General features: G+C 44.3%; 11 protein-coding genes. 7 read left to right on the forward strand and 4 right to left on the reverse strand.

What is annotated here, in order from left to right:
• Positions 1-25: 25 nt before the first annotated feature.
• Entirely contained in the window at positions 26-1,975 is a 1,950-nt protein-coding gene (gene ltaS / locus AAGG74_RS22115) for a lipoteichoic acid synthase (protein ID WP_429677246.1), read from the reverse strand.
• Between the two features lie 256 nt (positions 1,976-2,231).
• Between ltaS and AAGG74_RS22120 the strand changes: the two genes are divergently transcribed.
• The 3 genes from AAGG74_RS22120 to AAGG74_RS22130 all read left to right on the forward strand — a co-directional run bounded on the left by AAGG74_RS22120 (position 2,232) and on the right by AAGG74_RS22130 (position 5,111).
• Positions 2,232-2,609: a DnaJ family domain-containing protein gene (locus AAGG74_RS22120; protein ID WP_162102967.1), complete on the forward strand. Its 378-nt coding sequence runs from the start codon at positions 2,232-2,234 to the stop codon at positions 2,607-2,609.
• A 141-nt stretch (positions 2,610-2,750) separates the two neighbouring features.
• Positions 2,751-4,166 (forward strand): alanine/glycine:cation symporter family protein, encoded by a 1,416-nt coding sequence (locus tag AAGG74_RS22125; protein WP_429677248.1) that lies wholly within the window; start codon positions 2,751-2,753, stop codon positions 4,164-4,166.
• A 276-nt stretch (positions 4,167-4,442) separates the two neighbouring features.
• Positions 4,443-5,111 carry an NAD(P)H-dependent oxidoreductase gene (locus AAGG74_RS22130; RefSeq protein WP_162102965.1) on the forward strand — a complete coding sequence of 223 codons (669 nt, stop codon included), beginning with the start codon at positions 4,443-4,445 and terminating at the stop codon, positions 5,109-5,111.
• 39 nt (positions 5,112-5,150) lie between these two features.
• Here the strand turns inward: AAGG74_RS22130 and AAGG74_RS22135 are convergent, their stop codons facing one another.
• Entirely contained in the window at positions 5,151-9,524 is a 4,374-nt protein-coding gene (locus tag AAGG74_RS22135) for a multifunctional 2',3'-cyclic-nucleotide 2'-phosphodiesterase/3'-nucleotidase/5'-nucleotidase (protein WP_429677249.1), read from the reverse strand.
• A 239-nt stretch (positions 9,525-9,763) separates the two neighbouring features.
• Between AAGG74_RS22135 and yfkM the strand changes: the two genes are divergently transcribed.
• Positions 9,764-10,282, forward strand: a complete 519-nt coding sequence (yfkM, locus tag AAGG74_RS22140; RefSeq protein ID WP_162102963.1) for a general stress protein 18 — start codon at positions 9,764-9,766, stop codon at positions 10,280-10,282.
• A 39-nt stretch (positions 10,283-10,321) separates the two neighbouring features.
• On the opposite strand, the gene AAGG74_RS22145 is transcribed toward yfkM, so the two are convergent.
• Positions 10,322-11,512 carry an MFS transporter gene (locus tag AAGG74_RS22145; protein ID WP_429677250.1) on the reverse strand — a complete coding sequence of 397 codons (1,191 nt, stop codon included), beginning with the start codon at positions 11,510-11,512 and terminating at the stop codon, positions 10,322-10,324.
• A gap of 169 nt (positions 11,513-11,681) precedes the next feature.
• Positions 11,682-11,897: a DUF1128 domain-containing protein gene (locus AAGG74_RS22150; protein ID WP_162102961.1), complete on the reverse strand. Its 216-nt coding sequence runs from the start codon at positions 11,895-11,897 to the stop codon at positions 11,682-11,684.
• Positions 11,898-12,099: 202 nt separating this feature from the next.
• Here AAGG74_RS22150 and AAGG74_RS22155 point away from each other — a divergent pair, with 202 nt between their 5' ends.
• The 3 genes from AAGG74_RS22155 to AAGG74_RS22165 are packed head-to-tail and all read left to right on the forward strand — an operon-like array spanning position 12,100 to position 13,759.
• The gene (locus AAGG74_RS22155; RefSeq protein WP_429677251.1) at positions 12,100-12,570 is read left to right on the forward strand and encodes a low molecular weight protein-tyrosine-phosphatase; all 471 of its coding nucleotides are present in this window, start codon (positions 12,100-12,102) and stop codon (positions 12,568-12,570) included.
• Positions 12,571-12,587: 17 nt separating this feature from the next.
• Positions 12,588-12,908: a hypothetical protein gene (locus tag AAGG74_RS22160; RefSeq protein WP_429677252.1), complete on the forward strand. Its 321-nt coding sequence runs from the start codon at positions 12,588-12,590 to the stop codon at positions 12,906-12,908.
• Between the two features lie 23 nt (positions 12,909-12,931).
• Positions 12,932-13,759 (forward strand): YihY family inner membrane protein, encoded by an 828-nt coding sequence (locus tag AAGG74_RS22165; RefSeq protein WP_162102958.1) that lies wholly within the window; start codon positions 12,932-12,934, stop codon positions 13,757-13,759.
• The last annotated feature ends 50 nt before the right edge of the window (positions 13,760-13,809 follow it).

Here is a 13,809-nt window from a genome sequence, read left to right on the forward strand (position 1 = left end):
GAGAGGGCACCCTCTCCGCTTTTACTTATTTCTCTTCATTATCGGTTGACGTTTCGGAAGTATCTTCGTCATGTTTTGTGTAATCATAATCGGCAGGGTTCACCTTTTTAAAACCTTTTGGCTCATAGAAGCGCAGCAGGTCGCCGTTTATAATTTTATCGGACATTTCAAGTTCCTTCTTGACGAGTGTGTCTTCTGATTTGTCGACTTCAGATTCATCAAGCTCTTTTCCGGTTTTCGTATCGTAATACTTGCCGGATATTTTCGTGTATTTCGGTGAAATAAAGTCTCCGTTACGGAACGGAACCACTTCACGGTGTTCTTTCGATAAAATATCAGAACCGGACATCAGATAGTCTTTCGTATCCACTCCGAGCAAATGCAGAATGGTCGGAGCCACATCGACTTCTCCGGCATATTTATGAACTCTTTTGCCCTTCACGCCGGCAGCGTGGATAAAGAGCGGCACTCGTTGAAGCTGAGCATTGTCATAATCAGTGATTTCATTCTTGCCGAGCACTTTTGCCATCGCTTTATTGTGGTTTTCAGAGATGCCGTAGTGGTCTCCGTACATCACAATAATTGATTGATCATATAACCCGTCTTTTTTCAGGTCATTGAAGAATTGCTCAATGGACTGATCAAGGTAATGGGCTGACTGGAAGTAGTTGTTGACGACAGAGTCACCAAAATCTCCAGCCGGGAAGTCTGTATCGCCCTCATCCATTCCGAATGGGAAGTGGTTGGAAAGGGAAATGAATTTCGAATAGAACGGCTGCGGCAGACTTTCTAACAGCGGCATTGATTCTTTGAAAAACGGTTTATCTTTCATGCCATAGTTTTTCGTGTTTTCTTCGCTCATGTCATAGTAGGCAGAATCGAAGAACTTATCGATGCCTTCCGCTTTGTACATTTCATTACGATTCCAGAACGTCTGCGTGTTTCCGTGAAACGCAGCAGATGTGTAATCCTTAGATTTCAGAATCGCTGGAACAGATTGAAGCGTATTTTGTGATTTGTTTACGAAAACTGAACCTTGAGCAAGCGGGTACAGAGAGTTTTCCATCATAAATTCAGCATCAGATGTTTTACCTTGCCCTGTTTGGTGGAAAAAGTTATCGAAATAGAACGTTTCGTTATCGTGCGCTAATTTATTCATGAACGGTGTGACTTCTTTGCCGTTTATTTTATAGTCGATAATAAATGACTGCAAAGATTCTAGAGAAACGTAAATCACGTTTTTTCCTTCCGCTTTGCCGAAGTACACGTTATTCGGCACGTCGTAATTGGCTTTCATGTAGTTTTCAACGTCTGTCACGTCGCTGGAATCGGCAAGCGCGCGCTGGCTGTTGGATTTGATATTCTGCACAGCGTCATAAATCGTGAAATTGTATGTTCCCAAATATTTCACGAGATAGTTTCGGTCGAATGACCTTGTCAGTAATTCAGGACGGTCTGTTTCGGCAACTGCCAAGTTGATTAAGAACACAAGAATCGATGACGCAAAAATGATTCGGAACGATTTTTTGCTGGACGTTTCGGCAGGCTTGTTCATTTTGATCGCCAAAAGGATCAGAATGATCGTATCGATAAAGTAAAAGGCGTCAGTCGGTTTCATCAGCGAAAATGCGCTGTCACCGAGTTGCCCGCCGTTTGTTTTAGCCTGCATCATGACCGGAATTGTAATAAAATCATTGAAAAATCTGTAGTACACAATGTTTGCGTACAGTAAAAAAGACATTAAAAAATGAATCACTATAATGGCTGTCTGCTGTAATTTTTTCTTGAACAAGAGTCCAAAGCCAAGAAAGAACAAGCTTGAGCTGAGAGGATTCACAAAAAGCAATATTTTTTGTATCGTGTTGTCTATCCCTAAGTTGAAATTCAGGACATAACTGACATACGTTTTGATCCATAACAGGACGACCGCTATTAAGAAGAAGGTCAATCCTTTTTCTTTTATAAATGTTTTCATTGTTACACTCCTTTTTCCGATCACAGTTCGAGCGAAACGATAGAAAAAACGAACGTATTCAATATAACATGAATCAGCAGATTAGAAAAGTGAAAATCGACGAGGGGAGAACATAGCGAAAAACGCTGTCGAATCAACGTTTTGCTTGATATATGTCCAAGTGTAAAATAAGGTTTGTTACTGTAAACAAAGGAATAAAATGGATGTTGGCAGGGTGTATGATAAAATATAAGCATAAATGAAAAGAGGTGGAAGGATGGATTTTGCCCATATTGTGTCTGAAGATAAAATCAAACGCGCCATTAAAGACGGGGAATTTAAAAACCTGCCGGGAATGGGAAAACCGCTGCCTAAGGATGATGCGGCACACTTGCCGGAATCGCTCCGCATGGGCTACCGTATGTTAAAAAATGCAGGAATGGCAGAGGACGAGGGTGCGCTAAAAAAAGAGCTCATGACCATCGACCATTTAATCGCAAAATGCTATGACGAGAAAGAACGCGAGCAATTAATCAGAAAGAAAAGCGAAAAGCAGGTGTTGCTTGATAAGCTTGTCGACAAAAAAGGCATGTTTTCAAAACCGGCGTCCGCTTTTTATAAAAATAAAGTATATGACCGGCTTGGACGAAACTGACCTTCTTCCAGCTGATTTGTCTTGTCTGAAGGATGGCGATGAATATCAGCCATCCTCTTTACGTTCCAGTGGTCTTAGTCTAAAAGGTTTATGTTCAATCATCTGTGGGGTAAGGAATCATAAACGAAAAAGGGTGATGGGATGGAACGACTATTGGAATGGATCGAACGGATATCTGATTGGCTGTGGGGACCGCCGCTAATCATCTTGCTGACGGGAACGGGATTGTATTTCACTATTTTGCTGAAAGGTTTTCAATTTCGCTATCCTTTATATATTTTCAAACAGACAATCGGCAGCGTCGGAAAAAAGCCGAAGGGAGAGGGCACAGTCACACCGCTTCAGGCGTTGACGTCAGCTCTCAGTTCTACGATTGGTGCGGCGAACATAGTTGGCGTGCCTGCCGCTATTATGTTTGGCGGACCTGGCGCCGTATTTTGGATGTGGCTGGTTGCCTTATTTGCGATGGCGATTAAGTTTTCTGAAAGTGTGCTTGCTGTTCATTATAGAGAAAAAAATGAGCAGGGAGAATTTGTTGGGGGACCGATGTATTACATAACAAAAGGGCTGCGCATGAAGTGGCTCGGCGTATTTTTTTCTGTTGCGCTGATCATTGAACTGATCCCGAGCATCATGGTTCAAGGGAATTCGGTTTCAGTTTCTCTTGCCGAAACATTTTCTTTCAATAAGATATACGCGGGAATCGGTATAGCGTTTTTGATTGGGTTAGTGGTAATAGGAGGGGTAAAGCGGATTGGAAAAGTAACAGAGCTTGTCGTGCCTATTATGGCAGGGGCATACGCAGGAGCGGGTCTCCTGATTGTTCTGATGAATCTGTCGTCAGTCCCGGCGTTTTTCTCTCTTATCTTTTCGAATGCGTTTACCTCTTCTTCAGCCGTTGGGGGATTCGCGGGTGCTGCGCTGGCTGAGACCGTTCGCTGGGGATTTGCCCGCGGGCTGTATTCGAATGAGGCCGGAATGGGAACAGCCCCGATTGCCCATGCGGCGGCTATGACTGATCATCCTGTCAGACAGGGTTTCTGGTCTGTGATAGGCATTGTGATTGATACTTTGATCATTTGCACCACTACGGCATTTGTCGTTATTGCCTCCGATGTCTGGACAGGAAAAGATGCCTTAAATGATCCGGCAGCACTGACGACGGCTGCATTTCAGCACTACTTCGGTTCTGGCGGAGGGTATTTTGTCTCTGTTTCTCTCGTTTTCTTTGTTATATCGACCATAATGGTTGTCATTTTTTACGGCGTAAAGCAAGCTGAATTTCTGTTCGGCCGGCTGGCAGGGCATGTGCTCAAATTCGTTTATTTAGCAGCTATTATCATAGGTGCCGCAGGCGGAGCAAAAGCCATTTGGGGGTTTTTGGACTTAGCATTGGCTTTTATTCTCGTTCCAAATGTGATTGCACTGTTATTGTTGAGCAGAAAGGTAAAAGCGCTGTATACCGAATTCTTTACATCTGAACAGTATTACTTGAAAGATATTAGAAAAACGAAACAGAGCCCAGTGTACCAGGAAAAAAAAGCTGAAAATTCCTAACGTTAATGAAAGAGAGTTCGGTCTTTCGATCTGATGTGCTTATAATATTGTTGTGACCTTTTAGGAGGATATGAGCTTGTTTCAATAGCGTCTCGACAAATCCCGGTTTGTCAACTTTGTCCGATGAGGAAAATGAAAGAGGCGCCTGCCTGCGGCAGTGCGCTTTTTTTGTTTAGTATCAAAATTGATACTATCCAACAAAAATGTGCGTACTTTTACTTCTTTATCATAATGGCTACAATAGAGATAGAGTCATGAAAAGGAGAGGTGTTTCATATGGCAGATATGAAAAAACAAATTCTGGACGCATACAATTTCAGACATGCAACAAAAGAATTTGATCCCAATAAAAAAGTGTCAGACAGCGATTTTGAATTTATTTTAGAAACAGGAAGACTGTCTCCGAGCTCACTCGGCCTTGAGCCTTGGAAATTTGTCGTTGTTCAAAATCCGGAATTCCGCGAGAAGCTTCGCGAATATACATGGGGCGCGCAAAAGCAGCTTCCGACAGCCAGCCATTTCGTCCTGATTCTTGCGCGTACAGCGAAGGATATTAAATTTGATGCGGACTACATCAAACGTCATTTGAAAGAAGTAAAACAAATGCCTCAGGACGTGGCAGAAGGCTATATCAGCAAAACGAAAGAGTTCCAGAAAGACGATTTGCATTTGCTTGAAAGTGATCGAACATTGTTTGACTGGTCATCAAAACAAACTTACATTGCGCTTGGCAACATGATGACTGCCGCTGCGCAAATCGGCGTAGATTCTTGTCCGATTGAAGGTTTCCAGTATGATCGCATTCACAGCATTCTTGAAGAAGAAGGCCTTCTGGAAGACGGAAGCTTCGATATTTCTGTAATGGTGGCATTCGGCTACCGTGTACGAGATCCTCGTCCGAAAACAAGATCTGCTGTTGAAGATGTTGTGAAATGGGTTAAATAAAGAAAGCTGCTCGCTAAGCGAGCAGCTCTTTTTTTATGTCTAATTTGCTTTATTCTGTTTTCTTCTTTGATACAAATACAATGCCGTTCCGAGTGCGCTGATCAGAAGTCCGGCCAAAAGGACCGAGTACATGGATGTGGCGGTATCCGGAAGCAGGCCGCCAGCCGGGCTGTCTCTGTTTGATCCGTTTCCTCCGGAGCCGCTTGTCGGCTCAGTGCCGAACGGTGTATCCGTTCCTCCATTCCCGTTGGTTGGCTGTTTGCCGCCTGGTTTGTCAGAGCCTCCGCCATTGCTGCCATCATCACCGCCTGTCGGCTGATCAGATGGAAATGCCGGCGGTTTGTTATTCGAGCCGGAGTTTAAAATGGTATATTCGCTGAAGTGGTTTGTGTATCCTGTTACAACGTCATTGTCAACTGATCCGTTTTCAGTCTTTGTGAAAGCTTTCTTTTTTCGGTCGACGTGGTAAATGGCTGGATGATGAGCTTCTTCAATATCAAACATGCGAAGCGAAAGCTGAACGGGTTCCTTGAATGATTTGATTTCTTTTTCTTTTTGTCTCACTGTAAAGTCATATACATCCGCAAGCGAAACATCCAATTCTCCCGTTGACGTAATTCCGATTGCGGTGTCTGCGGCTTTGAGGTTTGCCATTGGCATTTTCATGCTGTACCAGTAGTTGAATACTGTCAATGAAGGATCAGATTTTCTTTCTTTCAACAGGTTGATCTGGTTTTTATTTATTTTAAGATTGATAGGTTTCTCATGAGATCCTTCGTATGTTTCATAATAGACAAACGGCGTGTTGGCATTTGTAGCGTAAATCGCAAATTTGTCTTCATCAAGTGTCCAGCTGCCGTCCTTCTGCTTAGTCGGCAGAAATACTTCTTTGATGCGTCCTTCGATTTTAGGAGAGACCTTGTTTCCTAGTTTTTTCAGCTGTTCAGTGAAAATCTCATAATCAACGTAGCCTAAGTCTTCCTTATGGGAAGCCTCTGTAAAGACAGAATATCCGTCTCCCCCGGCACCGACAAATTGATTTGTTGCCACACGGTAAGTATTATCCGTATTTAGATTAACCTTGTCTCCGTTAGGCGATTCAATTTTCACATCTAACACACGGTGTCCAGGTTTGTTGTTTAATGTAAAGGTATATTCGATTCCGGCCACCTGAGGGAAAGCGCCCCCTCCGTTTTCCACGTTGCTTAAGCCTTGTTCAAGAGCTTTTTTAATTTGTTTTCCGGTTAAGTCGGCCACGTAAAGTGTATTGCCGAACGGCATCACGTTCAGCACCTCGCCGAGTGTGATATCGCCTTTGTCAATGCCGGCTCTGATGCCGCCGCCATTTGTGATCGCGATTTTGGCGCCGGCTGCTTCTTTCGCTTTTGTCAGCATGCCGTCCGCGATAAAGTTTCCGAGATTCGTTTCCTTCGATCGCACATGCTCACGCTGGCCGTCAAGCGCCACATCCGTGTAGCCGACTTTTTCATTTTTAACGTCCTCTAATTCACTTTTGAACTGATCAAGCTCTTTTTTGGCTTCTGCGTTTTCTTCTGTATGTTCGTCAATCGGCAGCACGCTTAGATTTGATTTATCTGTTTGCACAACGCCGTTTTCATTAAATGTGACGTCAACGCGGCCTAGAAATTGGCCGTAATCTTTTGCTTGGGCCACAATTGTCGGTTCTTCGTTGTCCACAACCTCTATTTTGTCCACGAGAGTATGGGTGTGTCCGCCAATGATCAAGTCAATGCCTTTTACTTTTTTAGCTAGCTCTAGATCGCGGTTATGTCCGATATGGGTTAAAGCGATAATTTTGTTTACTTTTTCTTTTTCCTGAATCGTTTTAACTGTGTTTTGCGCGGTTTCAAACACATCATGAAAGACAATGCTTTTGCCCGGGCTTGATGTGGTGGCTGTATCTTCCGTTGTCAGTCCGAATACGGCAACTTTCTCACCGTCAACGTCTAACAGAATGTAAGGGTGGATGCCGGGCTTCTTCTTTTCACCTGCTGTAAAGGTTTGCGGCTTTTTTGCAAACGGTCTCAGTTTAGGCTCATTTGCCACATCTACGTTTGCACTGACGACTGGAAATGTCGGTGCTGCAAATTGGTATAGGTTTGCCGGATCTACGGCTGCACCGTTTCCGCTGAGAAAATCAGAAAGCACTGTCGGGCCTTTATCAAATTCGTGGTTTCCGAAGGTCATGGCATCATAGCCCATCATGTTCATGAACGTCAAATCAGCTAAACCGTTCCATTTTGTAAAATACAGATCACCGGAAAACACATCCCCAGCGTCAAGGAGAATGTTGTGATCTGTTTCACTTCGCACTTCGCTGATTTTCGTCATTCGTCTCGCTGCGTCATCGAGATGGGCATGCGTATCATTCGTGTGCATGACAGTCAGATACCACAGTCCGTCTTTGGGAGGGGCTGGATTTGAATCGTCGTCGAATTGCAGCTTGTACACACCATAGCCTTCATTCACAGACTCACCTACATAAGCGACATCGTCCGCCTTATCAGCGAAAGGTTTGGCCAATAGTGAGGATTCAAACGTCAAATTCGTTCCGGAAACAGGCGCGATTGACCAGTTGTTGTCCGCTTTTGGATTGACTGTTTTTTGTTCAATAATGTAATCCATCAGCACCTGTCTGTTTTCAACAGCGGAGCCATGGACAATTTTATCGCTCGTCAGATGAGGGAAACCGCCGCCTCCGGACGCGCGGTAATTATTGGTGACAACGAGAAATTCCTGACTTGAGCTGATCGGCTTGCCTTTATAGGAAAGATTGCTGATCCGCGATGAGTTCGCATTGATCACTTTTCCGCTCTCATTGTATTTTGCTGGTTTTGTTACATCGACTTGATATGTGACGCCGTCAATCACGTCAAAATTATAGGAGCGGAAGCTGTCATTCAGCAAAGCTTGATCTCCGCCTTTTGACGGATCAATTTGATTGAATTGGCCTGCCGACATGTCAAGCCAGTCCTTGACCTCACTGCCTGTCAGCTTGACGATCTGAACGGTATTATCGTAAAGATACAAGTCACCGACATTTTTAATAGCAAGATCTCCGGCTGGAATGTTCGTATAGTAATTGGCTCCGTTTCTGCCGCCTGCTTTAAACGGCGCTCCCGCGGACAAAATGGGGAGGTCCTTGTACTTGGTATCCTTCATTTCCTTTTCGGCGTACCATCTTTGAGCATCAGTCACGATTTGGATGGAAGGGTCATCTTTGACCTGAGCAAAGAAGCTGTTAATGTCTGCTTCCGTTTTGCCGACTGGTTTTCTGACATATTTCAATGTGTTTTGGTGTGTTTGCTGAATGGTGTTTGTGACTGTTTTGTTTCGGGATGTGACAGTGCCGGCAATGGATTCAATACTGCCTCTGGAATCTGCCACCTTCCACGAGCCGTCCTTCTTTTCGAGTGTGAGGTCAATTACGCCTAAGTATTTGCCCCAGCTGCTTGACATGACGACAGGAATGCCGTTAATCGTTCCTTTTTCTACATCGAATTGAGAAACACCGGCATACTCGGCGGAAGGGAAGAGTCCGTGTTGATGGCCCGAGATAATCGCGTCAATGCCTTTTGTTTTTGTAGCAAGGTCAAACACGGCGTTTTCTGCGTCTGGTGATTGCGCCTGTTTTTCAATGCCGGTGTGAGCAAGGGCAATGATGATATCTGCGCCTTCCGCCTTCATTTTCGGGATCGTTTCATTAGCGGATTCTACAATATCCTGCACCTGAACCTGGCCGTCGAGATTCTTTTTGTCCCAAGTCATGATTTGCGGCGGAACAAAGCCTATGTAGCCAATCTTTATTTTCTGCTCATGGCCGTTTTTATCAGTGACGGTTTTTTCTTTCATGACATACGGCGTATAACGGTGTTTGCCGCTTGTTGTTTTGACGTTGGCATTAACAATCGGGAAATCGGCTCCTTTGATCGTACCGTCGAGAAAGTCGAGCCCGTAGTTAAATTCATGATTCCCCAATGTGCCGGCATCGTATTGTAACGCATTCATGACGCTGATAATCGGGTGGGTTTTCTCGCCGGAGATAATGTTGTCTTTTTCGTATTTCACCGCGTATTCACCGAGCGGATTTCCTTGAATCAAGTCACCGTTATCGACGAGCAGGGTGTTCGGGTTTTGCTCACGGTGCTTTTCAATTAGCTGTGCCGTTCTCGCCAGCCCGAAATCGGTCGTTTCTTTGTCGCTGTAATAATCGTAATCCATCATATTGGCATGAATGTCAGTCGTGGCCAAAATACTCAGCTGCACCTGAGAGACGGCGTTTTCTTTTGCATGAATGGGGGGTGTGGGAAGGATTAGGCCAAGTATCATAATTGGGGGCAAAAGAATACGGAGAATGCTTCCGACGTGTGTTCGTCTTTTCTGTATTCTCACCAGTTCTCCACCTTTCAACGAAATTGTGTTACAGCTCCTATTGTAAGAATATTTTGTAACTATTTGTAGATGTTTCTTTATAATAATTGTAAAAGAGAGAAAAATGAGTATTATGTAATAAAATCTGTGATACATATCGGGTATTTGTGACTATCGTTTGTCAGGCCGTAAAATGTTTATTTTAGTGTGGCTGGGGTAGATTGTTTTATGTAGACAAATTAAGCGGGAGGTTATGAATCATGGGAAAAAAAATTGCAGTTGTTTTAACAGATTATTTTGAGGACAGTGAGTACACTGAACCTGCGAAAGCTTTTAAAGAAGCGGGACATGAGCTGACTGTTATCGAAAATGAAAAAGGAAAAACAGTTAAAGGCAAGCAAGGGAACGCAGAAGTAACAGTTGACGCGTCCATCGATGACGTCGATCCTTCAGACTTTGATGCGCTTTTGATTCCCGGCGGGTTTTCACCAGACCAGCTTCGCGCTGATGACCGTTTCGTTCAATTTACAAAATCATTTATGACAGATAAAAAACCAGTATTTGCGATTTGCCACGGACCGCAGCTTTTAATCAACGCGAAAGCGCTCGATGGCCGAAAAGCGACAGGTTATACGTCCATTCGTATTGACATGGAAAACGCTGGTGCCAACGTTGTGGATCAAGAAGTGGTTGTTTGCCAAAACCAATTGGTCACTAGCCGAACACCAGATGATATTCCGGCATTTAATCGCGAATCATTGGCATTGCTTGAGAAATAAGAAAAAACGGACGCTTTCGGGCGTCCGTTTTTTTATTGCTTATGCTTGAACACTTGTCAGTTTCTTATATCTGTAATATAAGAAGGCGGCAGCGGCGGTTCCGATGACTGCAATGCCAAAGTCGAACATAAAGATATGGGCGATGCCTCCAGCTTTTGCGATGAGCCCGGTGGCAATCGGCAGCAGGATGGACGCGATGCTTGAAGCGGTCGCTACAATTCCGGTAACGGTTCCTTTTCGCTTCCAGAAAAGCTCTGTCATTAAGGTAATGGTAATTTGAAACACACCCGCAGTAGAAAAACCTAAGAAAAAGGCGGTGATGTCAAGCACAACCGGAATATGGACGGTCAGCATGACTGCAAGCGTACATAAAGTAATAACAGGATATAAGAGCGTAATCATGACTGGCTTTACCCATCTGTTCAGCAAAACGGCTAATAATAATACCGATGTCAGAGACCCTATACTGTAATAGCTCAGCAATTGCACGGATGCTGCTTCAGCTAAACCGGCAGCCTTTTGCGCGTAGCTCGGGAGCCAGATTTGAGAAACGGTAAATAAAGCCGTTGATGTAAAACCGATAATGATCAGTGCAGTGCCTTCTTTCTGAAAAACAGGTTCAGACAAGAAAGCGGGCGATTTCTGTTTGCTGCTGTCAGTCGGCTTCTTCTGTCTCTTAGGAAACGATAGCGTTGATAAATAAATGATATTCAGCGCATAGACAGCTGCCGGGAGATAAAAAGCAAATCCGTAAAACAGGCTGCGGTCTGATAAAAACGTGATCAAAAGCGGCAAAAGCGCGGCCCCGACAGACATAAAGGCTTTGACTAAGACATTCGCCGAACCGGAAGCAGCCGGGAAGAGCTCGGTTAGGGCTGGATAGGTTCCAGCATCCATCGCTGAATTTGCGACTCCGGCTAATAGAGCGAACACAAATGCCAATTCATAGCTTGGTGATAAAGGAATACCGACTAAAAAGACGGCCATAATTCCCGCGGAAGCGACAACAAGCGGTTTTCTGCCGATTTTATCTGATAAAATGCCCGAAATGCCGTATGTCAGCAGCTTGCCGAACCCGATAGCGGCGATGACATAGCTAATGCCGGTCGGATCGGTATTCCACTGTTTCGTTAAAGAAGACATATTGGATGCGAGAATGATGTTGACCATTCCCAAAAAGAAGTAATTGATATACATTCCGGATGCTGTCTTGATTGGTGTCGTTTTCATGCTTGTACTCCTTCAAATCTTTTTCGAACATGGTCTTTACCGGCCAAATAGCGGAAAGCGAAAGCCCCCCTGCCGCATCATAAAATAATGCGAATGACGTTTGTTGTAAGAAACACTGGTTTTGGGGCAATGTATAAAAAAGACTCGCCGAGTTACCGGCCAGTCTCATTTATTTACGAAGTGAGGCTAATTCCTGTGCGATCGCCTGCATTTCACTTGGGCTGAAAGATTGTTTTTTCATCACCATGCTGTGAAGGTATGTGAGGTCTTCAATCTTTTCATCACTGAAGTCCTCCGCTTTGATCACGCCGACGTTCAGCATGTTCAGTTTTTGGGAAATCTCTTCAATCATTTGCGTTAATGTTTCTGTATTTAGACTGGACAAGTGGTTCCATCCTTTCTTTGAGCGATTTTCGGTATATTTTATTCTAACAGAATTCGATCAGAAAAAAACCCTATTCTAAAAGCTGGCTGCTGCTTGAAAAAAATGGAGACATCAGTTGAAAAGATCATGAACTTCCTACTAAGATAGTCATAAAGGTTTCTTTTTAAAGAAATAAGGGCAAAGAATAGGGAGGTTGTACAGCATGATAAGCGTGTTATTTGTTTGTTTAGGAAACATTTGCCGTTCTCCGATGGCAGAAGCGATTTTTCGGGACTTGGCGGCCAAAAAAGGATTAGAGGGGAAAATCAAGACAGATTCAGCCGGTATCGGCGGCTGGCACATCGGTAATCCGCCGCATCAAGGAACACAGGAGATATTGCGAAGAGAAGGTATCAGCTATGAAGGCATGCTGGCGCGTCAAGTCAGCGAACAGGATTTGGCCGATTTTGATTACATCGTTGCGATGGATGCAGAAAATATCGGGAGTCTCAGAAGCATGGCAGGTTTTAAGAACACGTCACATATCAAAAGGCTCTTGGACTATGTTGACGATTCAGATTTGGCTGACGTTCCTGATCCTTACTACACAGGAAACTTTGAAGAGGTTTGCCAATTAATCAAATCGGGCTGTGAGCATTTGCTTGTAGCCATTCAAAAAGAAAAACAATTGTGAGTGAAAGGGGAATTTGCATGAATAACGAACGTTTGATGCTAAAAGGAATGTTTCTCGGAGCTGCGGCAGGCGCGGCGTTATCACTGCTTCATAAGCCGACAAGACAGGCGTGCGGCATGAGATGGCTGACAGGCAAGCATACACTTTCACTATACAAGACCAATCCGGAGCTGTTGAAAAACACCGTCATTACAAAGGTGGATAAAGCCAAAAAGCTGGCCCAAACGCTGTCAGATGAAGTTGGCTTTGTCAGCCAGCAGGTGAAAGAGCTGAAAAAAACAACACCGCAAGTGATGGAGCTCGTACAAGAAACGAAAGAGCACTTTTCTAAAAAATGATCGAATAGCCGAGGTGAGACAACATGAACTTCTTGAAAGAGCTTTTCAGCAGATACAGCCTTCATGAAGGGCAAAGCAAATCTGCGGAGCTGGCGTATTTTTTTCTATTGTCGTTGTTTCCATTTTTGATTTTTATACTGACGCTCACCGCGTATCTTCCAATCTCGACCGATGATGTTCTGGGAGTTGTAAAACAGTATGCTCCTGACAGCGCGATGTCCCTCGTTGAATCCATTACCCAGCAAACCTTAAATAATCGAAATGGCGGATTGCTGTCCTTCGGGATAATCGCGGCTTTATGGTCTGCTTCTAATGGAATGAACGCCATTGTCCGCTCATTAAACCACGCGTATGATGTGGAAGAAAACCGCTCTTTTATCATTGTTCGTCTAACCTCAATTTTTCTGACGATTGCTATGGTATTTACGATTTTAGTGGCCTTGCTCCTGCCGGTATTCGGCCGGGAGATTGGGAGGCTCGCTTCTGACTTTGCCGGTGCATCGGATCTGTTTTTATCTGTGTGGGCCGCGGTTCGCTGGGGGCTCAGCCCGCTTGTCCTTTTAATTGTGTTTTCCGCTTTGTATGTGATTGCGCCGAACAAAAAGCTGTCTCTCAGGTTTGTTATGCCGGGCGCGGTCTTTGCGACTATCGGCTGGATCGTGGTCAGCACCCTGTTCTCATTTTACGTCAGCACGTTTGGGAACTATAGCGCCACATATGGGAGCATCGGGGGTATCATCGTCCTGATGATTTGGTTCTACTTGAGCGGGATTTTAATTATCCTGGGAGGAGAAATCAACGCACTTTTACATAAACGTAAAAAGCTTCCTGATGAAAATCCCTATCATTAGTGCACCCTATATATGAACTTCGGTTCAAAAAAAGTCGGGGGGCTATGTGA

The organism is Bacillus mexicanus, assembly GCF_050445615.1.
In the GTDB taxonomy this organism is placed as follows: domain Bacteria; phylum Bacillota; class Bacilli; order Bacillales; family Bacillaceae; genus Bacillus; species Bacillus mexicanus.